The sequence below is a fragment of the Streptomyces sp. NPDC004647 genome, assembly GCF_040609575.1.
Classification (GTDB): domain Bacteria; phylum Actinomycetota; class Actinomycetes; order Streptomycetales; family Streptomycetaceae; genus Streptomyces.
In genome coordinates, this window is the sequence record NZ_JBEXKU010000040.1 from 41983 (window position 1) to 68354 (window position 26372).

Consider the following 26372-nt stretch of genomic DNA (forward strand, 5'->3'; position numbering starts at 1 on the left):
GTGCCGTGCAGCGGTCCGTACCGTCAGGTCACCTCGGGCCGGCTCAGGTCAGGTCGAGCTCAGGTCAGCTCAGGCGGAGCCGAGGCCATATGAGTGGCGTCACCGATCGACCGGACGACCATCCGATCCCCCTTGACGGCGAGGACGGAGACGCTCGTCAGCGGCAGGATCATGTCCAACTGCCCCCAGCCGAGGTTCAGCAGGCTGCCGAGCAGGATCACCAGGGCGGAGTCGTGCGCCACGACCGCCACCCGGGGAGGCCGGCCGTCCTCGCTGACCGGGGTGCCGGCGACGGCCGTCTCGACCGCCGCCCGCATCCGTTTCGCCACTTCCTGCTCCGGTTCGGGGAAGGGATAGACCCCGTGCGGCTTGAGCTCGCTGGTGCGTCCGTCGTCCCAGTTGGTACGCACCTCGCGGAGCCCCGGCTCGGTGGTGACCGGCAGCCCGTGCCGCGCGGCGACAGACCGTGCGGTCTCCTGCGCGCGCCGGGCGCCACTCGCCCACACGCTGTGCAGCGGGACGTCGGCCAGCCGCGTGGCCAGAAGTTCGGCCTGGGCCCTGCCCTTGGGGGACAGCGACGGATCCCGTGGGTCGCCCTCGTAGTCCTCCAGCCCGGCGTAGGAGTCGGCGTGCCGGATCAGCCACACCTCGGTGACTCCCGGGACGCCGACGAGATACCGCTCGTACACCGAGCGCATCACTTGGAGAAAGCTGTCTCGTCCGTCACTCACCATGGTCTCCGTATCAGCGATGTCAGCGGGGGACGGAACGGCACTCGAGGACGGCCCACACGCCGCCGGCGGGCACGATGCCCACGATGTCGAAACCGGCCCGCCCGAGGAGGGCCTGCCACTGGGGGCCCGTCCGGTGCTCGCCCTCGACCAGGACCAGCATGTCCATATCCAGGACCTTCCCGAGGTCCCCGGTCTCACCGATTACCGAGTCCAGGATGAGGAGCCGGGCCGCGGGGTCGTCGCCCATGGCCCGGCGGATGCGGGACAACAGGAGCTCCGCCTCGGCGTCCGCCCAGTCCTCCAGCACGCCCCGGAGAACGTAGGCGTCACAGCCGGCCGGAATGACCTCGAAGAAGTCCCCGGTCCGCAGCTCGACCCGGTCGATGAGGTTCTGTGATGTGAGATACCGGTGCGCGCTCTCGGCCACGGCGGGCCCGTCCACGAGCACCCCCGTAGCCTCCGGTACGGCCGTCAGCACACTGCTGAGGAACTGGCCGCGGCCGCCGCCGACATCGGCGAACCGGGAGAACCGGGAGAAGTCGTAGGCACGGAGGAAGTCATCGGCGAAATACCGGCCGAATTCCACCATCGCCGCATCGAACTCATCGCGGATCTCCGCGTTCCGGGGGTGTGCGAGATAGTCGTACAGCGGCTCCCGGTGCCGCAGCCGGAACGCCGGCTCGTCCGTACGGACCGACTCCACGATGTTCCCGTACGCCGTGAGGACGTCGGGCTCGCAGAAGAACGTCGTCATGCCGCGCATGCTCTGCGGATGGTCGGACCGCAGCAGGTCGCCCATCTCGGCCAGCCCGAAGAACCCGTCCGCCTCCTCTGTCAGGGCATCGACGGCGGCCGCCGCGCGCAGCACGCGATGGAGCCGGTGTGGGTCGGAGCCGCTCAGCTCGGCCAGCTCCGCGACGCTCCGCGGGCCGGCCGCGAGCAGATCGGGGATGTCCAGCTTGGCTATGGCGTACAGCACGAAGGCGACCTTCAGGTCGACGTTGTGCTGATACAGCCGCTGGGCCGGGGTGGGGGCGGTGTCCTTCCGGGGGCGGATCGACTCAGTCTGCATGGACCTTCTCTCGGCTCGGTGGCAGGTGGTCGGGGCCGTTCTCGCCGGCGGCGCCGGTGGTCCGGATCCAGGCCTCCGGGTCCGGGCCCTCCAGCAGCTTGGGGTGGTCCGCTTCGTCACAGCGGATGCAGTGCGAGCCCAGGACGGCGAGGTCCCACCGGTCAACGGTGAGCTCCAGCGCCTCCAGGTCCCGGGCAAAGGCGCGCCAGTCGATCAGCCCGCCCTCACGTATCTCGGCCAGCCGCGCCAGCACGCGTTCCGCCCGGCCGGCGGGTGTTCCGCCCGCGGCGCGCCGGGCCTCCACCGCTGCCCTCACGCGCCGCAGCGACTCGGCGCCGGACAGGCTCCGGCCGGGTCCGCCGTACCGGTCCAGGGCCGCGGCCAGCTCTTGGGTGTGCTCGGCGGTAGGCCGGCCCCGGGCGAGCCCGGAGAGCAGTGCGCGCCGCTCCGGCCCGTCGAACAGCAGGCCCAATTCCCGTACCACGTCGGCCGGTTCGTCTGCCGTGTGAACCAGGCTCAGGACCCGGTTGGACTGCCCGAGCGCGCCCCGCAGCGTCCCCGGCTTCCGGCCGGCGGGGCCGGCCGAGCCCTTGAGCGTGCCGAGACGCACGCTGGCAGGAAGGGGGTGCCGACCGTTGTCGCACAACAACAGCAGCAGGGCCGGCCCCGCGGAGAGGAAGTACTCGTTCACCGCGAGCCGGTCGAGCGTGGCCGTCGTGAGCTGGTAGCGCCACAGCTCACGCCAGCGGAGGCGGTCGAACCCCAACTCCCGTACACCGACCACCCTGAAACCGTGTTCCTCGAGAAAGGCACAGGTGGGTCGCAGCTTTCCGGCGGCCAGGCCGTCCGGCTTGAGCATCAGGAGAGCGGAGTGGTGCAGCGCGGACGCGAGGCTCGGTCCCAAGGTGTCCTGGGCATCGCCGAACCCCTCACGGAAGTAGGTCTCGCGCGCGTAGAGCCGTTCCTTGGCCGGGATACGCGTCAAGGACGGCCACGGCACCGGCTCCGCGCCGGATGTCATCGGCCGGTCCCCGGGCGGTGCGCGGCGGGCAGGGCATCGGCCAGCGCCGCCACGAACCCGTCGATGTCGTCGTGGCCGATGGCCCCCATGGTGGCGACGAAGAAGCGCCCGTCCTTGAGGGAGTCGAGGTTGGAATACAGGGTGTAGCCGCGCTCGCGTACCGCGTGGACCAGCTCGGGGAAGTCGATGTGGTCCGGCAGCCTCAGATTGGTGATCAGATGGCCCTCGCACCCGCGGGGGAGGCGCAGCACCTCGAAGCCCGACTCGGCCAGACGCCGCCTCATATGTGCGGCCATTGCGGCGTAACGGCCGATGCGCTGCTCCACGCCTTCCGCCAGCCAGCGGGCGACCCCCCGGTCGAGCGCGAAGAGCACTTGGACGGGCATGGTGTACGGGAAGCCGCCGTCGTGACCGCGCCGCCACTGCTCGTACAGGTCCAGATAGAAGGTGCGCGCCGTGCCGGCCAGCGTCCGCAGCTCCTGGGTTCTGGCGAGCACGACACCGATGCCGGGGACGGACTCCAGGCATTTGTTGGGGTTCACCGAGCAGTACGCGATGTTGTCGGCACGCAGGTCCAGTGGATGGCCTCCGATGCCACTGATGCTGTCCACCACCAGGAGGCGGCCGCGCCGGGCGACGACCGCACCGATCTCCCGCAGCGGCACCAGCATGCCGGTCGTGGTCTCGTGGTGAACGACGACGACATGGGTGAGGCCGGGATCGGCCGCCAGGGCGGCGTCCACGGCGTCCGCGGTGACCGGCGTGTACGGGTCGACGTTGAGCCGGGTCACCGCGATGCGGTGCCGCTCGGCGATCAGCGCGAGGCGCTCCGCGTACCGGCCGTTGACGACGACCAGCAGTGGGCCGGTCAGGCTGCTGATGATGGCCTCGCTCGCCGCCGTCCCGGATCCCGCGAACATCACGCAGTCGTGGGTGCCGGTGCCCCCCGCCGCCTGCAACAGCCCTGCCGAGATACGGGCGGCGGCTTCGGCGACTTCCGGATCCCGGTGGCTGAAATCGCCGACCAGCAATGCCTCGCGCACCTCGGGGGCGGTATTGGTGGGGCCGGGATTGAAGAGTAACCGGGCCACAGAGGGACTCCTGAATTTCGTGGCTTGGATGGCCGGACGGACACCGTAAACGATCCCCGGGATGCGCGTACACAGCGTTGCATGATGCTGCCATTCGCTCTTCACGGGAGTGCCGCGGGGTAGGGCCAGGAGGCAATCTGATCCATAACGCAAAGACCGTGCAGCACACGCCCGCAGAGGGGGACGCATGGACCGTGATGACGCGGTTACGGAGGATCTGGAGCAGCGCACTCGCCGGGTCTTCGACGCCCATCACCGGGAGCAGGCGGATGATCCGCTCATTTATGGCCGACTGGTCTCCCTGATATCGCCGGAATACTTTCAGCTGCCGCCGGACTGGTTCGAGGGGAAACACGTACTCGACGTCGGATGCGGTTCCAACGCCAATGCGTCCAAGGCCTTTCTGGAACTCGGAGCGGCGCATGTCAGATCGGTGGACCTGGGCACCGGCTGGATGGATGTGGCCGGCGCAGAACTGGCCGCCTATGGCAGCCGTTCCAGCCTCGCCGACGAGAACGTGACGATGCTCTCCATCGAGGACGGCGCGTATGACTTCGTCCACTGTGCGGGAGTGCTGCACCACACGTCCGATCCGCGCCTGGGGCACTCCGAACTCGTCCGTGTCGCCAAGCCGGGCGGCTATGTGTTCGCCACCGTGATGGCCAATGCGAAGGGCTTGCTCTACCAGTTCTTCAACCTTCTGCGCGATCAGTACAAACGCGATGAGGATTTCCGCGCCACTATCGACGGACTCAGCGCGGACGGCACCAGCGAAGCGCTGGACTGGCTCTTCTCGGAGAAAGCCAAACGCGAGCCGTCCCTGCCCGAGGAAGAGCGGGTGCTGCGCAGTCTGTTCGACGCGGATCTCGTTCTCACCATCAAGGACCGTATCCAGGCTCCGACCTACCATGACTTCGACTTCACCGAGGAGCAGATCCGGGGCTGGTTCGCCGACGCGGGCTGTCAGGACGTGGTGAGGCTCTCCCGCTACACCTACGGGTTCGGCAACCTCCGTCGCTTCCTCGCGCCGATGTACCTCGAGTACAGCCACCCGCTTGCCCGGCTGTGGTTCGGGGAGGGGTACGTCCAGATGATCGGACGCAAGCCGTGACGGGGGCGCCGGGGCAGCTGCCGCAGGTGGCGGGCGGCGTGATCGTCAATCCGCTCGGCACGCTCGCCGTCGTCAGCCAGCTGGGAACCTCCTGGTCGCTGCCCAAGGGGCATCTGAATCCGGGGGAGTCGTCCATCGACGCGGCCCGCCGGGAGGCGGCCGAGGAGACGGGGCTGACCTCGCTCGTCCACCAGGGGGAGCTGTGCTCGTACGAACGCAGCGCCCTTGACGCGGAGGGCCGGCCCGACGACACCCGGTGGAAGAGGATCACTCTGCACCTCTTCACCACGCCCGCGCTCCCGCTGGCGCCCCAGGACCCGTGCAACCCCGAAGCGCGCTGGGCCGCCCCTCAGGAGGCGGCCGGCCTGCTCACCCATCCCGAGGACCGGCAGGCACTGACCCGTGTGCTGCCGCGCGTACGGGCCGCTGCGGAGCAGGCGCGGGCCGCCTCCGACGCGGCCGCGCTGCAACGCGTGCGAGCGCAACTGCCCGGAATTCCGGAGAGCGTGGTCTCCGATTTCATGTCCCTGGCCGATGCTGACGCCGCCGAGTTGGAGGCGCGCGCCGAGTGGCACCTCGAGAAGCCCTACGGCGCCAATCACATCCTCGTCGGCACGGGCCGGTGGGGCCTGTCCTTCGCGCGGCTGCTGCCGGGCCGGTCGTCCAGCTTCCATCTGCACCGCACCCGGCGTGAGTTCTTCCGGGTGCGGACCGGGGTTCTGACGCTGCGGACCGGCGCGCACACCGCTCCGCTGTACGCGCTGGAGTGCGGAGAGTCCACCCCGGACGTACCGCACGCCATCGCCAATGACGGCGCGGAGCCGCTGGAGATCGTGGAGATCTTCTCCCCGGCCGCGTTGGACGACAAGGTCAGGATCGAGGACCGCTACGGCCGTCCGCTGGGGCAGGTGGTCTTCGGTGAGTGAGCGTGTGCCACCGGGTGAGCGTGTGCCGCCGCCGCTGACGGGCGCGGAGGTCGGCTCACTCGAGGAGCACTGCCGGTGGATCAGGGAGTGGATACTCCGATCCATCCACAGCAACCAGACGGGCCACGGCGGCACCAGTCTGTCCATGGTGGAGATGCTCGCGCTGCTCTACTTCAGATACATGCGGCACGATCCGGCGCACCCCGCCGACCCCGGACGCGACCACTTCATCCTGAGCAAGGGGCACGGGGCACCCGCGCTGTACGCGACACTCGCCCGCGCCGGATATCTGCCTCCGGAGGAATTGCGCACCCTGCGGCGCCTGGAGAGCCGGTTGCACGGCCACCCCAACGCGCACGCCCTGCCAGGCGTGGATGCCAGCACGGGCTCGCTCGGACAGGGGATCTCCCTCTCGGTGGGGCTCGCCCTCGGCTGGCGGGCCCAGGGCCGGGACAACCGGGTCTTCTGCATGGTCGGGGACGGCGAGCTGCAGGAGGGGCAGAACTGGGAGGCCGCGATGGCCGGGGCGAAGTGGGGGCTGGACCGGTTGGTCGTCCTGGTGGACCGGAACGGGCTCCAGGGAGACGGCGACACCGAGGACGTCATGCCGCTGGGCGATCTGTCCGCCAAGTGGCGGTCCTTCGGCTGGCATGTCCAGGAGGTCGACGGCCACCGGCTGGACGCCTTGGACGCCGCACTGCGCACGGCGCTCCGGCAGCAGGGGAGGCCCGCGGTGCTGGTGGCCCGGACGGTCAAGGGAAAGGGTGTCTCGTACATGGAGGGCGTCACCCACTGGCACCACCACCCGGTCAGCGACGGCGAGTTGGAGACGGCGCTGGCGGACATCGGCTCCGGAGGCTCCGGAAGGACAGGTGCCCGATGAAGGCGACCCGGGACGCGTACGGCCATGCCCTGCTCGCGCTCGCGGAGCGGGATCCGAGGATCGCGGTGCTGGACTCCGATCTCTCCAGGTCCACGCACACCGACTGGTTCCGCGAACGCTTCCCCGACCGGCACTACAACCTGGGGATCGCGGAGGCCAACATGATCGGCGTTGCGGCGGGGATGGCGATGACCGGTCTCGTCCCCTTTGCCACCACGTACGCGATATTCATCGGCCGGGCCTTCGACCAGATCCGGCAGTCGGTCGGTTACGCGGACAGCAATGTGAAGATCGTCGCTACTCACGGGGGGCTGTCGGCCAGCCATGACGGCGGCTCGCACCAGGGCATCGAGGATCTGGCCCTGATGACCGCGGTCCCGGGCATGACGGTGCTGTCTCCCGCCGACTACCACGAGACGTACCAGGCGCTCCTGGCCGCGGCCGCCCACCAGGGGCCGGTCTATCTGCGGCTGAGCAAGTTCGCCACCGAAGAGGTGACCGAACCGGACGAGGCGTTCCGCATCGGCCGGGCGCGCGTGCTGCGCGAGGCCGGGCCGGCGCCCGACGTGGGGCTGCTGGCCACCGGAGTGGTCGTCCCCGAGGCCCTGGAGGCCGCCGACAAGCTGCGGGCGGACGGGGTCACGGCGTGCGTGGTCAACGTCCCCACGCTCAAGCCGCTGGACCGCGCCACCCTGACGGAGGTGGCCGGACGCTGCACCGTGCTGCTCACCGTCGAGGAACACAGCGTGCACGGCGGCCTGTTCGCCGCGGTCGCCGCGCTGCTCGCGACCGGGCCGCACCCTCCGGTGCATCCCGTGGCGATGCCCGACTGCTACGGCCGGACCGGCGAATGGCGGGACCTGCTCGACGAGTACGGCATGACCGCGGACCACATCGCAGCCCGGGCGCGGACCGTGCTCGACGCGGCCGCCGGAAGGAGTTGAGACACATGGAGACGCTACGGAGCCTGCGCGACCTGATGGCACGGACGGAGACGGCGGCACAGGCGGTCTTCGCCCACGGACCGCGACGGCTCGCCGTCGCCTCGACCTCGCCGGACCTGGTTCACGGCCTCACAAAGGGCCTTGATCCGTTTCTGCCCCGGGCGGAGCCCACGGAAGAGACCGACGTACGGGTGATCGCGCTCGCGGCCGACCCCGGGGACGGGGTGCGCTCCGCACTCGCCGCCGGCACCGAGACCGTGGTGGACGCCAGCCTGTACCCCACCAACACCCCAGGCCGCCGTACGGAGCTGGGGCAGGGCGCGCACGCCGTGCTGGTCGACAGGACCCGGACGGTCTGCCTCGTGCTGCCCCGCGAAGGCACTGTCTGCCTGCTCCAGCCGGACGAGGAACTGCTGACGCTGGACACCCAGCGCCTGGTCAAGGGGCTTGCCACCATCCTCGCCGAGGCCGGCGACGAACTGGTCGTACACGCCAGCGCGGTGGTCACCCCCGACGGCGACGCCCTCCTTTTCCCCGGCGACTCCCGGAACGGCAAGACCACCGTCCTGCTGCACACGCTGGCCCACTTCGAGGTGGCGATGCTCTCCTGCGACACCACCTTCCTGCGCGTGGACGACGAAGCGATGCACGCCCGGGGCTGGCCGTCCAACTTCAGCCTCTCCACCGGGACGATGCACGACTTCGGCTTCCTCCGCGGGCTGATGACACCGCGACAACGCGACTTGACCTACCGTCAGGCCTGGGACATCTACCCCAAAGAGGTGCTGGACACCCGGGACGTGCTCAAGGCCGCGGGAGCCTCCGTCGTACCGGAAGCCCCGGTGCGGGCCGTGGTGTTCCTCAACTTCGACCCGGACGCCACCACCCGCATCCGGCCGGTCACCGAGCTGAAGGAGATACGGGCCTGGATCGAGCAGGTGTGCCTCGGCTCCCGCGACCCGCTCTACCCCAACTGGCACGGATATCGAGAGGTGCCGGAGGAACAGCTCGACCGTACGGTGGACAGGGTGGCACGGCGGATCACCGACCGGCTCCCGGTGTACCAGATGGACTGGGCGCCCGGCCCCGACCAGCTGCTACGCCATGTGGACCTGCTCGACGCGGTCTCCCACCACCGGACGCGGGGAGCGGCAGGTTGACCGGGCCCGCGGCTCCCGGTGACGGCCCCCGGCTCGGTGCTGTGATCCTCGCGGCGGGGCTCGGCACCAGGCTGGGCCCGCACACCGACCACAGACCGAAATGCCTGCTGGACGTCGGCGGCCTGAGCATCGCCGAGCGTGCCAGGGCTGCCCTGGCCGAGGCCGGGGCGCGGGCCACGGTCTTCGTCGTCGGACACCGGGCCGCCCAGATACGCCGGGCCGTGGCCGGACCAGGCGTGGGCTTCGCCGTCAACGACGACTTCCGCACCACCAGTACCGCATGGTCGGCGGCAGTCGGCCTGCGACACCTGGCCCGTACCGCGGAGGTGGACCGGGTGGTACTCATCGAGGGAGACGTGGTGTTCGACCGGGCGCTGCTGCGGTCGCTGATCGAGGCCGATGCACCGGATGTGACGCTGGTGGAGCCGTGGCGGCCGGAGATCGACGGCTCCACCGTCGTCCTGGGGCCCGATGACCGCGTCCTCGCCTGGACTCACACGGCCGACCGTACGGACCGCTTCAGCCCCGGACAGAGCTGGAAGCTGGTCAATCTCCATGTGATGTCCCCGCAGACCGCGTTCGGCGGGCTGCTGGAGGCCGCGGCCGATCCGGGCCACCGCACCCGGTCACTGGAGTACGTGCTCGGCCGCGAAGGGATCAGCCACGCCGGCTTCCGGGCCGTACCCACCCGGGGACGGCGCTGGGTCGAAGTCGACGACGGCGCGGATCTCGAGCGGGCCCGCGCGCTGTTCGGCCCGTCCTGATGTGCGGGATCGTCGGGGTCGTCGACCTGGCGGGGCGTCCGCTGGGGGACAGCGGCCCGGTCGGCCGGATGCTCCCCGCCCTCGCCCACCGCGGTCCGGACGGACAGGGCGAACTGCGGACCGGGCCGGTGTGGTTCGGGCACACCAGGCTGGCGATCCTCGACCCGGATGACCGGTCGGCCCAGCCCATGACGTACCACGACGGCGACCTGGTGCTGACGTACAACGGAGAGATCGTCAACTACCGGTACCTCCGAAGCGAACTGCGGCACCGCGGCTACCGCTTCACCACCCGCTCCGACACCGAGGTGCTGCTCGCCGCCTACCACGCCTGGGGCGAGGCGTGCCTGCCTCGGCTGGCGGGGATGTTCGCCTTCGCGCTGTACGACCGGCGCACCGGAGAGACGCTGCTGGTGCGGGACCGGCTGGGGGTCAAGCCCCTGTACTACGGCACGGCGGACGGACGGCTGGCCTTCTGCTCGGAGCCCAAGGGTGTGCTCGCGCTGCCCGGGGTGGACCGGGGGCTCAATCCGTCGGCACTCTCGTCGTTCTTCTCCTTCCGGCACCCGCTGACCGAGGACGGCTACTTCCAGGGCGTACGGGCGCTGCACCCCGGCCATCTCCTGCGTATTCGCGACGGCAGAGCGGAGGTACGGCGCTGGTGGTCCCCCGGGGGCGACGACACTGCCCCAGCCGCCGGCCACGGGCAGCTGGGCGAGCTGATGGGCGAGGTGGTGCGGGAGACGGCGGTGAGCGATGTTCCCGTGGCCGTACTGCTGTCGGGGGGCCTGGACTCCTCGGTGATCGCGCTGGAGCTGGCGCGGGACAACCCCGGCATGCTGGCCGTGACCGCATCGCTCCCCGGTGCCGGATACGACGAGGTGGCGGACGCCCGGGTGACCGCGCAGGCGCTCGGCGCCCGCCATCTGACGCTGCCCGTCACCTCCGGGGACTACCTCGCGGAGGCAGCAGGACTGACCCGGCTGAAGGACCAGCCGCTGGGGATGCACAACGAGGTGGCGCTCACACTGCTGGCACGGCACATCAAACCGCACGCCAGCGTCGTGCTCTCCGGAGAGGGCGCGGACGAGCTGTTCGCCGGGTACGGGAGGATATTCCGGCTGCCGTTCGATGCCCGGCGGCTGGACCTCGCCCGCAAGCTCCCGCCGCCGCTGCGCCGGCGCCTTCTGTCGGCTGCGGGGATGACCGAGGACGAGACCGGCCTCGGCCATCTCGGCCTCTTCCTCAGCCGGTACTGCTACTGGCCGCAGGCGGACAAGCTCGCGCTGTTCACCGACGAGATGCGGGAAGCGGTCGCGGACGACCTGGCGCTGGTCAAGGTGGTCGAGCACCGCTTCGACGAAGCCGGGCCCGGGCTGTTCCACCAGCTCTCGCACTTCTTCGTCACCACCCATCTGCGGGGACTTCTGGAGGTCATGGACGCGGCCTTCATGGCGGAGGGGGTGGAGGTCCGGGTCCCCTTCACCGACCACCGGATCGTGGCGGCCGCCCTGTCCCTGCCGGAACGGGACAGGCTGCGCTGGCGCGGACTGTGGCCACGGGCCCTGGCGCTGGGCGAGCCGGTGGCCGCGCTCAGCGAGCGTCGTGATGTCACCAAGTACGCCCTCAGACAGGCCTATCGGCACCGGCTTCCGCCCGGGGTCACCACGCGGCGCAAGCTGCCCTTCCCGGTGCCGCTCAGTCGCTGGCTGCTGGGCGAGCGGCGGGCCGAGGTGGACAAGCTGCTCTTCGGCCCGGACGCGCGTATCGGTGCCATCTTCGACCAGGGCAGGCTGCGCCGATGGCTGTCCGCGGCGGACGGCCGTGCCACGGATACCCACGGGCGGCAGGTATGGCTGCTGATCGGGGCCGAACTCTGGCTCAGGCAGAACTTTCCGGACGGGGTGTCCTGGTGATCACGGCAGCGCCCGCAGCAGCCGGTCGAGTCCTTCCAGCAGTTCGTCGTCGTCTGCGGTGCAGCTGATCCGCAGATGCGAGGGGGCGCCGAACGCCGCCCCGGGAACCGTCGCGACATGGTGCTCGCGCAGCAGCCGGGTGGCGAATTCCTCGTCGTCCAGCGGCCGGCCCCCGGGAGCGAAGCGGGGGAAGGCGTAGAACGCGCCCCGCGGTGCGGCCAGGGTGACGCCCGGCACTCCGGAGAGCCGCTCCACCACCAGCTGCCGGCGGCGTTGGTAGTCGGCCCGCATCCGTTCCGCCGCGTCCCGGGCATCGGTGAGGGCAGCAGCGGCGGCCTGCTGCGCAACCGCCGTCGGATGAGAGGTGGAGTGCGACTGCAGCGCCGTCGCGGCCTTGATCAGACGGGCGGGCCCGATCAGCCAGCCCACCCGCCAGCCGGTCATGGCAAAGGTCTTGCTGACGCCGTGTACGACGGCACACTGCTCGCTCAGCTCCGGTACCGCGGTGACGACGGACAGCGGCTCGCTGCCCTTTTCGAGCAGTTCGCCGTAGACCTCGTCGCTGATGACCCAGATTCCGTGTGTCAGCGCCCAGCGGCCGATCCGGCGCAGTTCGTCCGCGGGGTACACGGCGCCCGTGGGGTTGCCGGGCGAGTTCAGCACCAGCACCTTGGTGCGCGGGGTACGGGCGGCCTCCAGCTGCTGCACGCGCGGGGTGAACCCCTCCTCGGCCGTGGTGGGGACAGCGACCGGTACCCCGCCGGCCAGTTGGGCCATCGTGGGGTAACTGACCCAGCAAGGCGTGGGGACGATGACCTCGTCGCCGGGGTCGACCAGGGCGAGCAGGGTGTTGAAGACGGCCTGCTTGGCCCCGCAGGTGACCAGCACCGCGTCGGGAGAGAGCGCGTGGCCGTAGAGATCGGCGCGGTAGTCCGCCACGGCGTCCCGCAGATCGGGGATGCCCTGGCCCGGCGCGTACCGGTGCAGCCGCGGATCAGCGGCCGCCCGCCCCGCCGCCGCCACAACCTCGGCCGGGCTGGGCGTCTGCGGCTCACCCGCCCCCAGCTGGAAGACGCGCACTCCGGACTGGTCGAGCCGACGGGCCGCCTGGCGTACACCGGCCGTGGCCGACACGGGGACGGCTGACATCCGACGGGACAGCTCTGGGCCTTTCAAGGACTCTTCCCTTCCTGGACGCAGCCCGTCCGTTGCGGCAGCCGGTCAGCGGAAGATCATGCAGTTGGTGGTGGCATGGGCGACCAGACGGCCGTCGGCGTCCTTCACCTGACCCTCAGCGGTGGCGGTACGCCCCCCGACATGGACGGTGGTGCCCTCGGCGATGAGCCGCTCGGCATCCACCGGGACCGCCCTGACCAGATTGACCGTCAGTCCGAGGGTGGTGTAGCCGGCCCCGGCCGGGAGCGTGGTGTGGACCGCGCACCCCATGGCGCTGTCGAGCAGTGTCGAAAAGATTCCGCCGTGCACGGTTCCCAGTGGATTGGCGAATTCCGGCCGTGGCTCGAGGGACATGATCACGTGCCCCTCCTCGAGTACATCGGCCGCGATGCCGAGCAGGGATCCGATGCCGGTCCGGTCCGGCAGGCTGGTGGCGTAACGCAGGAATTCCAGTCCGGACATCTTCGCCGGATCGACACTGCCCAGGTCCGTCATGCGTTCCTCCTTGTGGATGCCTCGCACGTGCGAGGCGCAGGGTGCGGCTTCCCGGGAGCGTAACGGGCGTCCGCAGTCCGACCGGCGGAAGCCGCCCACCGGGCTACGGAAGGTACTTGTTGCTGAAGGCCGAGGTGACGTCGACCTTCTTGGACAGCAGCTTCTGTTCCGCCATGAAGACGGCCATGCTCTGCCAGCGCTCGGCGTCGTGCCGGCCCAGGGCGCCGGCGGAGTTCTTCAACAGCGGCCTGGTGGCGTTCAGTACGGCCAGCGCGTCGCGCTTCTGCTTCTCGCCGGTCAGCCCCGGCACGTAGGTCCTGCTCAGCTCCACCGTCTCCTCCGGGTGGCTGAGGACGAACCGCACCCCGCGCAGGGTGGCGTCGAGGAACTTCCGCAGGTCTCCCGCGCGCTTGTCGGCGACGCTCTGCCGGGCGCCGATGCCGATGGAGACCAGCGGCAGTTCCTTCTCACCGGCGTACGGACTGATGGAGCGCACCGGGAAGTCCGCCTTGTCGAACCCGACTCCCTCGTTGTTGACGTACCCCATCACACCGTCGACCTTGTCCCCGACCAGTGCCGCCTGCTGGGTGAAGCCGATGTTCTTCACATCGACGTCCTTCTCCGTCAGCCCTCCTTCGGAGAGCAGGGCCAGCAGTGCGAAGTACGCCTCCCCGTACGGCCCCGGGATGCCGACGCTCTTCCCCCGCAGGTCCTTCGCCTGCCGGATTCCGGACTTCTCCGGGACCATCAGCGAAACCGGGTAGCGGTGGTAGAGCTGCGCCACGGACACCACCGGGACGGACTTCGAGCGCCCCTGGAGCATTTCGTCGCCGCCGGCCAGCACGGCGTCCTCCCTCCCCGACTCCAGCCCGCCGAAGAGATCTTCACCCGCTGTGTGGTGACGCAGCTTCACGCTCAGCCCCGCCTCCTTGTAATACCCCTTCGCCTCGGCCACGTAGAACGGCGAGAACTGGATGTTGGGCACATAGGTCAGCCCGATTGTCAGTTTCGCGTTCTTGGCGGAACTGCTCCCGGTCGGCTCGGCGCAGGACACCAGCGAGCCGCAGAGAGCCAGGAGGAGGCCGACCACACCGGTGACGAAGCGGAGCCGTGCGGTGGGAGCAAAGGGTTCTGGCTTCATCATGGGTGGTTGTGGACGTCGCATCTCTCTTCGATTCGCTCATGGGGTGGCGGTACGCCAGGTGGCTGCCGCCTGCATGCAAGCACACCGGTGTACGGCGGCCGAGCACGGACATGACGATCTGGCAGGTTGCTGCAACACGCCCGTGCGAACGGGCCCTTGGGTGGCGGCACCTTCCCCGGCGCGCGATGGGTGGCGCTGCCAGCCGGAATGCCGGCGCGGCCCAAGGGCCGGGCCGCGCCCTGCACTTGCCCTGCCGGACGGTCACCCTGGTCCCGCCGGGAACCGCTGTGGCAAGCTGGAGCCGTTGAGTATGCCTACAGCCAACGCGCAGGCGGGGTTCGGTGAAATTCCGAACCGGCGGTGAGAGCCCGCGACCCGGTCGAAGCCATCGACCGGTTGACCCGATGCAATTTCGGGGCCGACGGTTAAAGTCCGGAAGGGAGTTTGCGTGTGGGATATCCATGGGCCGTGCCGCGCAACTCGTGCGCCTGCAATGCGCAGCTCCGGCTCACCCGGTCTCGCCCCACTCCCCTTCTTTCCATCCTCCCCGCCCAGCGTGAAGGTCGCCGGGTTCCACAGGGAGAGGATGTCATCGATGAGCCAGCTCGACAGTGTGGAGGCCGCTCTCGCGGCCATCGCCGCGGGAGGGGCGGCCGTTGTGGCCGACGACGAGGCGCGCGAGAACGAGGGCGACCTGGTGTTCGCCGCAGAGCACGCCACTCCTGAACTGCTGGCCTTCATGGTGCGGTACACATCCGGATACATCTGTGCCCCGCTGACCGAGGCCGAGTGCCACCGGCTCGAACTGCCGCCGATGCATCACACCAACCAGGACCGCCGGGGGACCGCCTACACCGTCACGGTCGACGCCCGCGACGGGGTGAGCACCGGGATCTCCGCCGCGGACCGCGCCCGTACGATCCGGCTGCTGGCCGACCCGGCGACCCTCCCCGAGGACCTCTGCCGTCCGGGCCACGTCGTACCGCTGCGCGGAGTGCCGGGCGGGGTACTGCGCCGCCCGGGGCACACCGAGGCCACGCTGGACCTGGCGCGGCTGGCCGGCTGCCGGGAAGCCGGGGTGCTGTGCGAGCTGGTCAACGACGACGGGACGATGAAGCGCCTGCCCGACCTGCTCCGCTTCGCGGCCGAGCACGGCCTTCCGGTCATCAGTATCGCGGACCTCATCGAATACCGCTGCCGGACCGAGCCGGATGCCGCGGCGGAGTGGCTGAGTCCGGCCGGGGCGGCCTGAGCACTCTCCGGCAGCTTCCTGCAAGAGACGGCTCCTCACCCCCGAATTCGTGTTTCTGTTGCGGTAGTCGGCCCGCACATGGCCGTACTGATCGGAATGCAGACGGAATCGGATGGGGAACCAGGGAGGAGCGTTATGAGCACGGTACGTGTTGCTTTCGTGAACTGCCTTCCGGAAGTGAAACTTCCGGAGCGGCTTTCACTGAGCCGGTTCGGCGAGATCGACCTCGATCGCGTAACCCCCGACGTACTCGCGCGATACCTGCACGAACTGGAAGACGATGTGGAGTTGGCGGCCGTCTTCATCGGAGGTGAGGGGTCGGCCGCTCCTGACGGCGTAGCAACTCTCCGCGATATGCGGGACTTCAACAAGACGCGGGCCTACGTGGTCGGTCCGACCGCGGGCGGACGCGTTCCCGACTGGGCCGAGGCCTACGACGTGGAGGACATCCTGGCGCCGTCCGGTTTCGAGGGCTTCGGGCTCTCGGATTCGGTCGCGCTGGGGTTGCGCGCCTATCACTCGCTGATCCAGGACCCGCTCTACACCGACTTCTACCTGGACTCGACCTACAACAAGATCTTCGACTGGTTCGAGACCACGCGGTGGGACTGGAACGAGATCAACCTCGATCAGCTCAACCCGGAGCTGCTGCGTGAGGATGAGCTCGACTACCTCACGGAGACCGCGATCATTGAATTCGGGACGCTGCCCGGCGCCCATAACTTCCTGCGCGAATGGGAGGGAGAGACCAGCTTCTCCTCCTGGGCACTGATGTGGGGCGCGGAGGAGGCACGGCACTCCCTGGTGCAGGCACGGTATTTGGACCGGCTCGGCGTCAAGGTCCGCTCCAAGCACGCGCTGTACAAGCGTGAGCCCTATCCGATGGGTGACACCCGGCCGGGCACGCTCACGATGAACATCATCTCCGAGGCGCGTGCCGCCGAGTACTACAAGCGCCTCGCGGCAGATACCGAAGAGCCGGTGATCAAGCGCATCTGGAAGTTGCTGCACCGCGACGAGTCACGCCACTGCCGGGCGTTCACGGTCTTCAACGAGGAGCTGTGCGACGGCAACAAGGAGAACCAGATCGCCACCCTGAAGATGGCCTACGTCTGGCTCGCGGACCGCAGCGACGGCATCAAGCATCCGGCCGGCCACTTCTACCCGCACTCCACTTCGGCCAACGGCATCAGGCAGGTCGAGAGCGTCATGGAAGGCGCGACCGACGCCGCCGACAACAAGGTCCTGGCCATCATGCGGAGAGTGGCGGGGGACGACTCGATCGAGTCCCCACGCGACATCAAGAACAAACTCCGGTCCATGATTTAGCCACGCGAGGAGGATGGGAATGCCCGCTTCGCCGGCGACCGAAACAGAGCTGAACTGTTTTGGATGCGCTCCGAACAATCCCATCGGTCTGCACATGTCCTTCGAGCCGGACGGCGAGGGCTTCGTGACCAGCGTAAAACTGGGACCGGATTACGAGTCGTTCCCCGGCATCGTGCACGGGGGAATCATCGCGACGATCCTTGACGAGTTGCTTGCCCAGGCGGTTTACCGCTTGGGCCGGGTATCGGCGTTCACCACAGGGCTGCGGATTCGGTACGGCCGGCCCATGGAGACCGATACCGAGCACGTCGCTCACGCCCGCATCACTGCGCAGGACAGCGTCTCGGTACGGGCCTCCGGCCGGATCGAACTGCCCACGGGTGACCTTGTCGCGGCGGCCGACGGTACGTTCTGCCGGATCACCGACGACGTACTCGATTCCTACGGTGAGCGGTTTCCCGGCGACCTCGCCCGGATACTTCGCGCCGCCAACGGCGCTATACCACAAAGGGGATGATTCTCCATGGATATTCACCAGCGGGTTTGCGCCATCATCAGTCAGCAGTTGAATGTACCGGAAGCGGACTTGAAGCCGGACGTCCACTTCCGTTCGCTTCCGGACTTCGATTCGATGCGGGTGCTCCAGATCATTCTGGAGACCGAGAAGGAATTCGGCATCGAGATCGGGGACGACATCACCTTCCGGATCGCGACCATCGGTGAGTTTCAGGGCCTGGTCGAGAAGCTCTGCGGGCAGGGGGCACCGGAGTGACCCTGCTGAAGGCGCTCGAGCGGGTCGCGAAACGCACCAGTGGGCATGGAGTGCGCCTCCTGAGCGGTGACTCGGGAACTGTCGAGCGGGTGGGATTTGACCAACTCCACGCCCAGGCCCTCAAGGTTGCGGGCGGGCTGCTCGAGCGGGGGGTGGCGCGCGGCGAGCGAGTGGCCATCGCGCTGCCCAGTTCGGTGGACTTCCTCCGGGCGTTCTTCGGGGTGCTGGCCGCAGGCGCGGTGCCCGTGCCGATGCCGCCCCCGTTCCGGTTCGCCGCCCTGGAGATCCATATGCGGCGGATCTCCCTGGCGATGCGCCGGTCGGGGGTCGAGAAGATCCTGACGAACGAGTCGTTCGGTGAACTCCTGGGACCGGCGATCGGCAGCGCCGGCGGGGAGTTCAGCATTCACGTCGTCGGGTCGCTGCTGGAAAGCACGCCGGCGTTCGCCGATGTCGCCGCGAACGAACCGGCGCTGGTCCAGTACACCTCGGGTACCAGCGGTTCTCCCAAGGGCGTGGTGCTGACGCACGAGAACCTGCTGGCCAATGTCAGTGCCATCACCGAGGCGCTGCAGATCACCGAAGCCGACGTGGTGGGGGCCTGGCTGCCCCTCTTCCACGACATGGGCCTGGTCGGAGCGTGCCTCTGCTCCATCCTCAACGACGCGGAACTCTGTCTGCTCCCGCCGGAGGACTTCCTCCGCGATCCGACCCGCTGGGTGCGGATGATCAGTGAGCACCGGGTGTCCATCACCATGGCACCCAACTCCGGCTATCTGCACACCCTGCGCAGAACGCCCGCGGAAGCGGTCCCGGACTTCGATCTCTCCTCGTGGCGCCTCGCGCTCAACGGGGCGGAGGCGGTCGACGCCGAGGTCATGCGGAAGTTCACCGAACACTTCGCTCCGGCGGAATTCAGCCGGACGGCTTTCCTCCCTGTCTACGGGCTGGCTGAGGCCGCACTCGGGGTCGCGTTCCCGCCGATCGACCGCCCGGTGCGGACCACCTGGGTGCGACGCGATCTGCTCGGCGAAGGTATCGCCGCGACCACCTCGGAAGGTGCCCAACTGGCCCGGGAGATCGCCTCGGTCGGCGGGCCGTTATCCGGACTGGAGGTGCGCATCGTCGACGAGGGAGGCAGTGAACTGCGCGACGAGGCACGGGTGGGCGAGCTCCAGGTGCGGGGTTCGTCCGTGACGCGGGGCTACGAGGCCGACGAGCAGGCGACACGGACCGCTGTGGCGGCCGGCGCCTGGGCGCACACCGGTGACCTCGCGTTCCGGCTCGACGACGAGTGGTACATCGTGGGCCGGAAGAAGGAAACGATCATTGTCTTCGGCCAGAACTACCACGCCAGCGATATCGAATCGGTCGCCGGCCGGGTGCCCGGCATCGCCATTCACGGCGTGCTGGCGGTCGGCGTCCCCACCCCGGAGGGGGAGCGGCTCGGGCTGCTCGTGGAGACCAGGGAGAAGGATCCGGCGGCCCGTGGCGATCTCCGGGGGCAGCTTCGGTACGCGGTGTCCGCCGCTCTCGGAATCACTCCGTCGGAGGTGGTGTTCGTCGACAAGGGCAGACTTCCGCGGACCTCGAGCGGAAAATTGCAACGCCACGGTATTCAGGAGCTCTACGAAGAGTGTGCTCAGGAAGCCGCCGCTTCCCTCCAGCCCGGCGAGAAGATGTTCTGAACCGCAGGAGAACGTCAACGCCCCGTACGGAAAGCCCGTACGGGGCATCGTCATGCAAATCCCCGGAACGTTCCTGAAGATGAACAGCGATTTACAGCTTCCTGCCTGGTGGTTGAGCGGGCCCTCTCGGTGTGTGAATAGTGGTGGTCGGGTCGGCAGGCACGCAGTGAAGTGGGTGTGAATCCATGTGGTGCCCGCCCACAGTGAGCTGAATTCCACTCAGGGAGAATCGTGACAACATTGACCCCCATGGCCCGGCTGCGTGCTTCCCTCTCCGCGCCGACGCACCCTGCCGTTATCGTCGGCGCACACAATCCGGTGACCGCTGCTCTCCTGGAGGCTGCCGACTTCGACGGAGCGTGGATCAGCAGCCTCGAGATGTCTCTCGTCCACGGTCTGGAGGACCGCAACCTGCTCGGCATACATGAAGTCGCGGAGAGCATTCATTACATTCGTGCGGCGAGCCGGCTTCCCCTGGTGGTGGACGCCGACAACGGATACGGCTCCGTACACTCCACCCGCCGCGCGGTGCGTGAATTCGAGGCGGCCGGAGCCTCCGCCGTCTGCCTGGAGGACTCCACGTTCCCGAAGGAGAACAGCTTCATCGACGGCAGTGCCGACCTGCTCGACGTCACCGAGCACCAGCGGCGCATTTCGGCCGCAAAAGAGGCCCAGAAGGATCCGGACTTTCTCGTGATCGCACGCACGGAGGCCCTCATCAGGGGGTACGGGATCGCGGAGGCGGTGAGCCGCGGCGCCGCCTATGCCGAAGCCGGAGCCGACCTGGTGCTGCTGCACAGCCGGGTGCCCCGTGGCGTCGAAGCGCTGCAGGCGGCCGCCGCGTGGCAGGGCGGCGTGCCGCTCGTGACGGTGCCCACAGCGTTCCCCGAGCTGCCGCCGAGCGAGCTGCACGCAGCCGGGTTCTCCCTGGTCATCTACGCCAACCAGTTACTGCGCTCCTCGGTGCGGGCCATGCAGGAGACGCTCGACAAGCTGCGCAACGCGCAGTCCGTGGAAGAGGACTGCGTACCCATGCAGGACTTGCTGAAGCTCGCCGAGGGTTTCCCGGGCTGACCGCCCGGCCTCCCGTGCCGGAGACGTGAAGCCGGCGGTGCGGCACACTCCGATCCTCACCCCCCGATCGGTGGGCGCCGTCAGCTGCCGTGCTCCGGCGGCTCCGGCCGCTCCGGCGGTTCCATGTCGACCAACTTCTCGAAAATGCACTCGTGCTTGAGGAAGGACACGTCGTACTCCAGTCCCGGGTAGGGCGGGATGAGCTGGGACACCTGGAGCAGCCGCCAGCCGTCGCGGAGAGCAGCGACCCCGGTGGGGTACGGCGGCTCGTCGCCGTCGCTGTCTCCGGTGGTCGGTGTGGTGCGGCCGGTGCCGTCGTAGCGGGCCCAGCCGATCACCTCGCTGTCGAGGGTGGGCGTGGAGAGGTAGAGCACGAGCACCTGCTGGCGGGTGCGGGAGGGCGGGGTGGTCACCATGTCACTCCGGGTCGGCCGAGAACGTGTGGCGGTGGGCTGGTGGGGGAGGGCCGGTAGTGCCGGCTCAGGCACGGGCGGCGGTCCTGCCGGGCCGCTTCGTCACCCGCGTCAGAAGGCGGTTCAGGTCGAAGTCCGGGTCACCGGTCATCGCCCGCCACAGCCGGATCCGGTTGACGTGCTCGAGCCGGCGGGTGGCCTGCTCGTACCACGGGAATCCGGTGCGCAGTTCCTCGACGACAGCCGGGTCGTCGAGGTCGTCCGTGTTCCACAGGCGTACCTGCGGCACCGTCGGATTGAAACGGATCTTGAACATGTGGCGCGTTGTGGCGGTGTCGTTGCGCCGGCCGCAGTGCCAGAGCCGGTGGTCCAGGAGGGCCACGCTGCCGGCGGAGCAGACCAGCCGGTGCTGACCGCGCAGATTCTGATAGCGGCCGGGGTCGCTCTCATTGGTACGGCGCAGATGGCTGCCCGGCACGAGCAGCGTCGTGCCCGCGTCCAGGGTCACCTCGCTCGGGTAGTACATGAGCTGGATGTCGAACGTGTCCCGCCGTACGTCGATCATGCCGTCGGCGTGCAGCGCCTGAGCGTGTTCCTCCTCGGGAGGGCGGATGTGCACGGTGTGATAGTCGACCATCGGGTCCGGACCGACCAGGCTGCGCAATGCGCCCGCCACGGCGGGAAGTTCGATCACGTCTCGGGCGAAGTGGCCTTCCGGATATGCCTCGTCGACCGGGGTGGCGTACGGCACGGCAGGGACGCCCGTCGGGAGCATGTCGAGTGCCTGGGCGTTGATGTCCTGCGGAACGACGCCGTCCAGACACAGATATCCGTGGGCCACAAAGCGTGCCATCTGTACCGAGGTCAGCAGGTGTTCGCGAGCGGGGCGGCCGGCCATGTGTACCTCCGGGCGGCATAGCGTTGAAATGGGCGGGTCGAGAGAGGCTCAGTGGAAGCGGGCCCTGCCGAAATAGGCCGGGTTCCGCAGGGCGTTGCGGCCCCCGGACCACTGCAGGACCGACCGCTTCTCCTGACCGGGGGGACCGCTCTCGTAGACGACGACGTCGAAGCCGAACCACTCGTCCTCGGTGAGTCCCGGGAGGATCTCGCTCTTGGGGAGCCGGGCCAGCATCCGGTACGTGTCGGGCGAGAACTCGGCGCTGATCGAGGCGCCGGCCACCGGTTCCGTACCTGCCCGGTCGAGTCCGGCGAAGTGGCGTACGACGGCGGGGCGAGGCAGATCAGCGGCCTTCGGCACCAGGAAGAAGCTCTTGACGCTGCCGCTGCCGAGGGGATGCTCGAACAGCAGCTGCACCGAATCCTGCGCGTAGTAGAAGCCGTTGAGCTTGTCGAAGACCTGCGTGGGGTCGTTCACGGCGACCCGCACATGGAGGTCGTCGGTGGAGTGTTCCAGCGAGAGGGTGGCGCTGAATTCCCGGTCGCTGCGCGGACGGGCCCCATAGGTGACATGGCTGCGGAAGAACTGCCACGGCGGAGCCTCCGCGACTCCGCTGAGAACGATCCGGCCCGCCTCCGTACCGTCCTGCGCGGTGCCGCGCGGGATCTCCATCCGCCCGCCGGCGGCTCGGGAATCCCTCAGCCGCGTGAAGCGGCGTTCGTCGATTCGCGGATCGAAGAGACGTTCGCGGAAGGTGCTGGATCCCCCCAGGAAATGCCAGACGTCGTCGACTACGGCCTCCGGGTCGCGGGACAGCCACGGTGGCGGGGGGAGCAGGGTCTTGGGCACCACATCGGGGAACAGCCGGTCGAGATGGACCAGCGCGAAGTGGACGGCATCGCACTTCTGCACACCGTGGGCGCGCTCGTACAGTGACTGCCAGTCTTCCGGCGCGGGCCGGGTCAGGAACATCTGGCGCATGTCGCAGAAGGTGATCAGCAGAGCCGCCGCGGGGCTCCCTTCCGGCGAGACCTCGTAGACGTCCTTCCAGAGGTTGGCCGCACTGTAGATGAGCGCGTCGACCGGGTCGAGCCGTGCGGCACGTCCGGCGGTGAGCTTCCATGGGCTTGATCTGTCCAGAAAGCACGTGGTGTCGATACGAAGGAAGTTGTGGTCGAAGCCGGGGCCGTGCAGCTCCACGGCGAACAGCGTCCGGGAGTCCTGGCCGACGCGGATGAACGGTGCCGCGTGCCGGCCCGCGGTGAGCGCTCCTTCGATCCGTTCCGGGCTCAGGGGCCGGACCACGTCCTCCGCGGGGTCGTAGGTCGCTTGCGCATAGCCGAGGGACTCCAGGGTGCTGCCGTACCGGTCCAGCGCGGCCTCGGGGACGAGCAGGTCGAAGTCCCCGAAGGCCCTGTCCCGCGGTGCGGGATAGTACGAGTTCGCCCAGGCGGCCCCCTTCAGCACCACGGGTTCGAGGCCGTGACCGCCCAGGCCCTCCAGCAGGGAGTCGAACTCCTGCCACAGGGCCGCCATCTTCGCCCGCTTCTCGCGCGCAGCCTGCGCCAGGGAGGGGAGTTCCGGGCCATCCGGTCCGGCCAGATTCGAGTCGGTCAGCAACAGAACCTTGTGGCGCTCCGCTTCCGCCAGGGCGAGCTGCTCGTCGAAGTCCGGGCGGGCCACGATCTCCGCGATACGCTCCCGCGCCTGGGCGCCGGCCGGGGCCCAGGTCGCTGCGAGCAGGAACTCGGGGAGCCATTCGGGAACAGAGCCGGTCATGCGTTGTCACCCTTCTTGGTTCCGGTCCGTGACCCGGCCAGCACACAGCCGACCAGGGCGACCGCTGCCGTCAGGAACATCGACCGCCGGAAGAACTCGGTGCAGGCCTCCGGGCTCAGGTAATTTCCGCCCCGCATGCCGACGAGTCCGGGAATGGCGGCTCCGGCGATGAGATTCGCCGTACGGGACACGGTGTTGGTCACCCCGCTGATGACCCCCGCGTGGTCGCTGCTGCTGCTCGCCAGCGCGGTGGAGATGACCCGGGGAGCGGCCAGCGCCGTGCCGCCTCCGAAGACGCACACCGCGGCCACGATGCCGATTTCGGCCGTGGTGCCGCCGGCCAGCCCCAGCGCCCCGAGCGCGAGCCCGCACAGGGCCATTCCGATGGCGACCAGTCGCTCGGCGGTCCGTGGGCCGCTCTTGCCGAACAGGGGAGAGACGATGAGCGTCATCAGGGAGATCGGGATGACGAAAAGGCCCGAGGCGTACGCCGACTTGTCCAGCACCACCTGCCCGTACAGCACCACGAAGAAGACCAGTGAGGTCAAGGCGACGTACAGGCAGAACAACATGGCGCAGCTGGTGAGGAGTTGCCGGTTCAGCACGTCGGGACTGATGAGGGCGGCCACTCTGTGCCGTCGCTGATGAGCCGCGAAGAGCAGCAGGAGCGCAACGCCGGAACAGCAGCCGAGCAGAGCCGGAGCACCGCTCTCCTCCGTCGACAGCTGGACGAGCCCCCAGGTGAGCAGGGTCAGCCCGGCCACCAGGAGTACGCACCCGTTGCGGCGTGCCGCACCCAGCGGTTCACCGCGACCGGTCCGGCGAAGGAGCAGGACACTCCCGCCGGCGAGAGTGAGGAGGGCGATCGGGACGTTGATGAAGAAGATCCACCGCCAGCCCCATTGATCGGTGATCCATCCGCCCAGCAGCGGACTCGCCGCGCCGATGGCCCCGCCCGCGGACCACCAGATCGCGACGGCTCGCGAACTGTCCTCAGGGGTGAACATCTTGCGGAGCACCGCGAGCGAACACGGCAGCGCCGCGGCGGCCGCACAGCCCTGCAGGGCACGGAAGAGAACCAGCTGCCACATCGTGGTCGAGACTCCGCAGCAGACGGAGAAGACGCCGAAGGAAGCGGTGCTCCAGAGAAATACCCTGCGCTCTCCCCAGCGGTCACTGAACAGCCCGCCGACCAGGACGAGTCCGGCAAGCCCCAGCGTATAGGCGTTGATGATCCACTGGATCTGCTCGATCTTCGAGCCGAACGCGGCTCCGATACGAGGCGCCGCCACGTTGACCGCGAAAGAGTCCACCATGGGCATCGCCGACGCCCCTTCGGCCACGGCCAGCACCGCGATCCCACGCCAGGAGGCAAGCCGCATCGCACCCTGCTGCCCGGCGGCAGACACGGATGCCGGGGCCGCCGCCGGGTGCATCCCCGGTCCTGAAGACACATCACTCCCTGGTAGGCCAAAGGGAATTCGAACAAGTCGACGCTAAGGGAGATCAACGCGCACCGGCCGCCGGCCGTTCGCCCTTGGCTACTTGCTGCCACAGCCACGCACCCTCTCCGGTCACCGCGGATAGGGTTTCTCACGCGGCGGGCACGAACAATGACATTGCGTGGCGGGTCGGATCAGGAGGGGCAGTGGACCGTAGAGGACGAGGGTCCACTGCCGGGCGGCGTCTTGGTTTGAGCGAGGCGGAGTCCCAGGCCCGGTCCCCCTTGGTCACGGCCTCCGGTCTCGTCCTCGACGACACCGGACACGTGCTGCTCCTCGGCTCCCCCGGCGCGGGCCCTCCGCGGCTTCCGGGCGGCGCGGTGGCCGGCGGCGAATCACCGGAGTCGTGCCTGGCCCGCGAACTGCGCTCACTGCGGGGACGGCGCGGCGCGTCCGGCGCCCAGCCGCAGGTGGGCCGCCTGCTCGCTGTCGACTCCGAGCCGCTGGGGCCCCGCGGACGCACCCTGGTGACCCATGTGCACGCCGCTGTTCTGCCCGGCGGAGCGCAGACGGCCGATGCCGTCCGGCTCACCCCCGAAGAGGCCCGGCGCACGCTCCCGGAACCGCAGGCCGCCCAGCTGAGCGCGGCGCTCACGGCCTGGCACACCGGCTCGATCGCCCATCTGATCGACGGACGGGTCCAACCGGGTTCCCCCGCCGCGCTGCCCCCCGCGCGCCGGTCCGCACTGGAACACCGGCACGCCCTCGACCACTCCTCCTACCTGGCCGTACGTCCGAAGGTGATCGTGGCGGCCAGCGTGCTGTTCACCGACGGCCGCGACCGGCTGGTGCTGGTGCAGCCCGCCTACCGGGACGACGGCCTGTGGCATCTGCCGGGCGGCGGCGTGGACTGCGATACCGGGGAGACCCCACGGCAGGCCGCACAGCGCGAGGTGCGTGAGGAGCTCGGCCTCGACCGGGTACCCGGCCGCCTGCTCGGCATCAACTGGACCACCGGAGCACCCGCCCCCGCGCGGTTGGTCTACGCGTTCGACGGCGGCTCGCTCAGTGCCGGAGAGCTGGCCGCCATCCGGCTCGACACCACGGAGCTGCGCGCCTGGCGCCCGGTGCCGCTCGGCGAGCTCGCGTCCCTGGTGCTGCCGTCGCTGTACGACCGCATCCGCGCGCTGCTCGCTTGTGCACGCTCGGTCATTGACTGCAGAACTGGACTCATCGAGGCGATCGCGCTGGTGGCGTGACAAGGCGCAGGTTGCTCAGGGCTCGGTCA

At 69.2% G+C, this 26372-nt stretch carries 24 protein-coding genes, 1 pseudogene and 1 riboswitch; of the genes and pseudogenes, 14 read left to right on the forward strand and 11 right to left on the reverse strand.

Annotation, left to right across the window (positions count from 1 at the left end):
- Positions 1–59: 59 nt before the first annotated feature.
- From rosC to ABZW18_RS19200, 4 genes are read right to left on the reverse strand one after another with little or no spacing between them, the layout of a single operon-like run.
- Complete coding sequence (rosC, locus tag ABZW18_RS19185) at positions 60–731, reverse strand: 8-demethyl-8-aminoriboflavin-5'-phosphate phosphatase (protein ID WP_356188814.1); 672 nt, start codon at positions 729–731, stop codon at positions 60–62.
- Positions 732–753: 22 nt separating this feature from the next.
- Complete coding sequence (locus tag ABZW18_RS19190; protein ID WP_356188816.1) at positions 754–1806, reverse strand: methyltransferase; 1053 nt, start codon at positions 1804–1806, stop codon at positions 754–756.
- Positions 1796–2827, reverse strand: coding sequence for a nucleoside-diphosphate kinase (locus tag ABZW18_RS19195; RefSeq protein ID WP_356188818.1), 1032 nt, complete (start codon positions 2825–2827; stop codon positions 1796–1798). The genes ABZW18_RS19190 and ABZW18_RS19195 overlap by 11 nt, the downstream gene beginning before the upstream one ends.
- On the reverse strand, positions 2824–3918 hold the full coding sequence (locus tag ABZW18_RS19200) for an aminotransferase class V-fold PLP-dependent enzyme (RefSeq protein ID WP_356188820.1): 1095 nt from the start codon (positions 3916–3918) through the stop codon (positions 2824–2826). The genes ABZW18_RS19195 and ABZW18_RS19200 overlap by 4 nt, the downstream gene beginning before the upstream one ends.
- 187 nt (positions 3919–4105) lie before the next feature.
- Between ABZW18_RS19200 and ABZW18_RS19205 the strand changes: the two genes are divergently transcribed.
- The 7 genes from ABZW18_RS19205 to asnB are packed head-to-tail and all read left to right on the forward strand — an operon-like array spanning position 4106 to position 11622.
- On the forward strand, positions 4106–5029 hold the full coding sequence (locus ABZW18_RS19205; protein ID WP_356188822.1) for a class I SAM-dependent methyltransferase: 924 nt from the start codon (positions 4106–4108) through the stop codon (positions 5027–5029).
- Positions 5026–5955, forward strand: coding sequence for an NUDIX domain-containing protein (locus ABZW18_RS19210; RefSeq protein ID WP_356188824.1), 930 nt, complete (start codon positions 5026–5028; stop codon positions 5953–5955). Before ABZW18_RS19205 ends, ABZW18_RS19210 begins: the two co-directional genes overlap by 4 nt.
- Entirely contained in the window at positions 5948–6838 is an 891-nt protein-coding gene (locus ABZW18_RS19215) for a transketolase (RefSeq protein ID WP_356188826.1), read from the forward strand. The genes ABZW18_RS19210 and ABZW18_RS19215 overlap by 8 nt, the downstream gene beginning before the upstream one ends.
- Positions 6835–7782 carry a transketolase C-terminal domain-containing protein gene (locus ABZW18_RS19220; RefSeq protein ID WP_356188828.1) on the forward strand — a complete coding sequence of 316 codons (948 nt, stop codon included), beginning with the start codon at positions 6835–6837 and terminating at the stop codon, positions 7780–7782. The genes ABZW18_RS19215 and ABZW18_RS19220 overlap by 4 nt, the downstream gene beginning before the upstream one ends.
- Before the next feature lie 5 nt (positions 7783–7787).
- The gene (locus tag ABZW18_RS19225) at positions 7788–8942 is read left to right on the forward strand and encodes a hypothetical protein (protein ID WP_356188830.1); all 1155 of its coding nucleotides are present in this window, start codon (positions 7788–7790) and stop codon (positions 8940–8942) included.
- Positions 8939–9706: an NTP transferase domain-containing protein gene (locus ABZW18_RS19230; RefSeq protein ID WP_356188832.1), complete on the forward strand. Its 768-nt coding sequence runs from the start codon at positions 8939–8941 to the stop codon at positions 9704–9706. Before ABZW18_RS19225 ends, ABZW18_RS19230 begins: the two co-directional genes overlap by 4 nt.
- Positions 9706–11622, forward strand: coding sequence for an asparagine synthase (glutamine-hydrolyzing) (gene asnB, locus ABZW18_RS19235; protein ID WP_356188834.1), 1917 nt, complete (start codon positions 9706–9708; stop codon positions 11620–11622). The genes ABZW18_RS19230 and asnB overlap by 1 nt, the downstream gene beginning before the upstream one ends.
- Here the strand turns inward: asnB and ABZW18_RS19240 are convergent, their stop codons facing one another.
- The 3 genes from ABZW18_RS19240 to ABZW18_RS19250 form a co-directional block, all read right to left on the reverse strand.
- Positions 11623–12771, reverse strand: coding sequence for a pyridoxal phosphate-dependent aminotransferase (locus ABZW18_RS19240; protein ID WP_356188836.1), 1149 nt, complete (start codon positions 12769–12771; stop codon positions 11623–11625).
- A gap of 72 nt (positions 12772–12843) precedes the next feature.
- Positions 12844–13293: a PaaI family thioesterase gene (locus tag ABZW18_RS19245; RefSeq protein WP_356188838.1), complete on the reverse strand. Its 450-nt coding sequence runs from the start codon at positions 13291–13293 to the stop codon at positions 12844–12846.
- 103 nt (positions 13294–13396) lie between these two features.
- Complete coding sequence (locus ABZW18_RS19250; protein WP_356188840.1) at positions 13397–14437, reverse strand: ABC transporter substrate-binding protein; 1041 nt, start codon at positions 14435–14437, stop codon at positions 13397–13399.
- Between the two features lie 323 nt (positions 14438–14760).
- A riboswitch (FMN riboswitch) is annotated at positions 14761–14889 on the forward strand.
- A 143-nt stretch (positions 14890–15032) separates the two neighbouring features.
- Here ABZW18_RS19250 and ribB point away from each other — a divergent pair.
- The 6 genes and pseudogenes from ribB to ABZW18_RS19280 form a co-directional block, all read left to right on the forward strand.
- Positions 15033–15644 (forward strand): annotated as a pseudogene (gene ribB / locus ABZW18_RS19255) (3,4-dihydroxy-2-butanone-4-phosphate synthase); the annotation flags it as partial.
- A gap of 180 nt (positions 15645–15824) precedes the next feature.
- Positions 15825–17018: a ferritin-like domain-containing protein gene (locus ABZW18_RS19260; protein ID WP_356188842.1), complete on the forward strand. Its 1194-nt coding sequence runs from the start codon at positions 15825–15827 to the stop codon at positions 17016–17018.
- A gap of 19 nt (positions 17019–17037) precedes the next feature.
- Positions 17038–17535: a PaaI family thioesterase gene (locus ABZW18_RS19265; protein ID WP_356188844.1), complete on the forward strand. Its 498-nt coding sequence runs from the start codon at positions 17038–17040 to the stop codon at positions 17533–17535.
- 6 nt (positions 17536–17541) lie between these two features.
- The gene (locus tag ABZW18_RS19270; protein ID WP_356188846.1) at positions 17542–17790 is read left to right on the forward strand and encodes an acyl carrier protein; all 249 of its coding nucleotides are present in this window, start codon (positions 17542–17544) and stop codon (positions 17788–17790) included.
- Positions 17787–19478, forward strand: coding sequence for a fatty acyl-AMP ligase (locus tag ABZW18_RS19275; protein WP_356188847.1), 1692 nt, complete (start codon positions 17787–17789; stop codon positions 19476–19478). Before ABZW18_RS19270 ends, ABZW18_RS19275 begins: the two co-directional genes overlap by 4 nt.
- Before the next feature lie 231 nt (positions 19479–19709).
- Positions 19710–20552 (forward strand): isocitrate lyase/phosphoenolpyruvate mutase family protein, encoded by an 843-nt coding sequence (locus tag ABZW18_RS19280; RefSeq protein ID WP_356188849.1) that lies wholly within the window; start codon positions 19710–19712, stop codon positions 20550–20552.
- Positions 20553–20632: 80 nt separating this feature from the next.
- Here ABZW18_RS19280 and ABZW18_RS19285 read toward each other — a convergent pair whose 3' ends face one another.
- From ABZW18_RS19285 to ABZW18_RS19300, 4 genes are all read right to left on the reverse strand, one after another.
- Positions 20633–20968 (reverse strand): hypothetical protein, encoded by a 336-nt coding sequence (locus ABZW18_RS19285; protein ID WP_356188851.1) that lies wholly within the window; start codon positions 20966–20968, stop codon positions 20633–20635.
- A 64-nt stretch (positions 20969–21032) separates the two neighbouring features.
- On the reverse strand, positions 21033–21863 hold the full coding sequence (locus ABZW18_RS19290; protein ID WP_356188853.1) for a phytanoyl-CoA dioxygenase family protein: 831 nt from the start codon (positions 21861–21863) through the stop codon (positions 21033–21035).
- A gap of 48 nt (positions 21864–21911) precedes the next feature.
- On the reverse strand, positions 21912–23642 hold the full coding sequence (locus tag ABZW18_RS19295; protein ID WP_356188855.1) for a nucleotidyltransferase family protein: 1731 nt from the start codon (positions 23640–23642) through the stop codon (positions 21912–21914).
- Positions 23639–25096 (reverse strand): MFS transporter, encoded by a 1458-nt coding sequence (locus tag ABZW18_RS19300; RefSeq protein ID WP_356188857.1) that lies wholly within the window; start codon positions 25094–25096, stop codon positions 23639–23641. The genes ABZW18_RS19295 and ABZW18_RS19300 overlap by 4 nt, the downstream gene beginning before the upstream one ends.
- Positions 25097–25335: 239 nt before the next feature.
- Between ABZW18_RS19300 and ABZW18_RS19305 the strand changes: the two genes are divergently transcribed.
- Complete coding sequence (locus ABZW18_RS19305) at positions 25336–26343, forward strand: NUDIX domain-containing protein (protein ID WP_356188859.1); 1008 nt, start codon at positions 25336–25338, stop codon at positions 26341–26343.
- Positions 26344–26372 lie beyond the last annotated feature (29 nt).

Excerpts from the sequence above, each read along its gene's own strand:
- ABZW18_RS19265 (WP_356188844.1), top strand. The coding sequence starts at position 17,038 with ATGCCCGCTTCGCCGGCGACCGAAACAGAGCTGAACTGTTTTGGATGC.
- ABZW18_RS19225 (WP_356188830.1), top strand. The coding sequence starts at position 7,788 with ATGGAGACGCTACGGAGCCTGCGCGACCTGATGGCACGGACGGAGACG.
- ABZW18_RS19250 (WP_356188840.1), bottom strand. The coding sequence starts at position 14,437 with ATGATGAAGCCAGAACCCTTTGCTCCCACCGCACGGCTCCGCTTCGTC.
- asnB (WP_356188834.1), top strand. The coding sequence starts at position 9,706 with ATGTGCGGGATCGTCGGGGTCGTCGACCTGGCGGGGCGTCCGCTGGGG.
- ABZW18_RS19290 (WP_356188853.1), bottom strand. The coding sequence starts at position 21,863 with ATGGCCGGCCGCCCCGCTCGCGAACACCTGCTGACCTCGGTACAGATG.
- ABZW18_RS19240 (WP_356188836.1), bottom strand. The coding sequence starts at position 12,771 with ATGTCAGCCGTCCCCGTGTCGGCCACGGCCGGTGTACGCCAGGCGGCC.
- ABZW18_RS19190 (WP_356188816.1), bottom strand. The coding sequence starts at position 1,806 with ATGCAGACTGAGTCGATCCGCCCCCGGAAGGACACCGCCCCCACCCCG.
- ABZW18_RS19205 (WP_356188822.1), top strand. The coding sequence starts at position 4,106 with ATGGACCGTGATGACGCGGTTACGGAGGATCTGGAGCAGCGCACTCGC.
- ABZW18_RS19295 (WP_356188855.1), bottom strand. The coding sequence starts at position 23,642 with ATGACCGGCTCTGTTCCCGAATGGCTCCCCGAGTTCCTGCTCGCAGCG.
- ABZW18_RS19260 (WP_356188842.1), top strand. The coding sequence starts at position 15,825 with ATGAGCACGGTACGTGTTGCTTTCGTGAACTGCCTTCCGGAAGTGAAA.
- ABZW18_RS19285 (WP_356188851.1), bottom strand. The coding sequence starts at position 20,968 with ATGGTGACCACCCCGCCCTCCCGCACCCGCCAGCAGGTGCTCGTGCTC.
- ABZW18_RS19195 (WP_356188818.1), bottom strand. The coding sequence starts at position 2,827 with ATGACATCCGGCGCGGAGCCGGTGCCGTGGCCGTCCTTGACGCGTATC.
- ABZW18_RS19270 (WP_356188846.1), top strand. The coding sequence starts at position 17,542 with ATGGATATTCACCAGCGGGTTTGCGCCATCATCAGTCAGCAGTTGAAT.
- ABZW18_RS19245 (WP_356188838.1), bottom strand. The coding sequence starts at position 13,293 with ATGACGGACCTGGGCAGTGTCGATCCGGCGAAGATGTCCGGACTGGAA.
- ABZW18_RS19220 (WP_356188828.1), top strand. The coding sequence starts at position 6,835 with ATGAAGGCGACCCGGGACGCGTACGGCCATGCCCTGCTCGCGCTCGCG.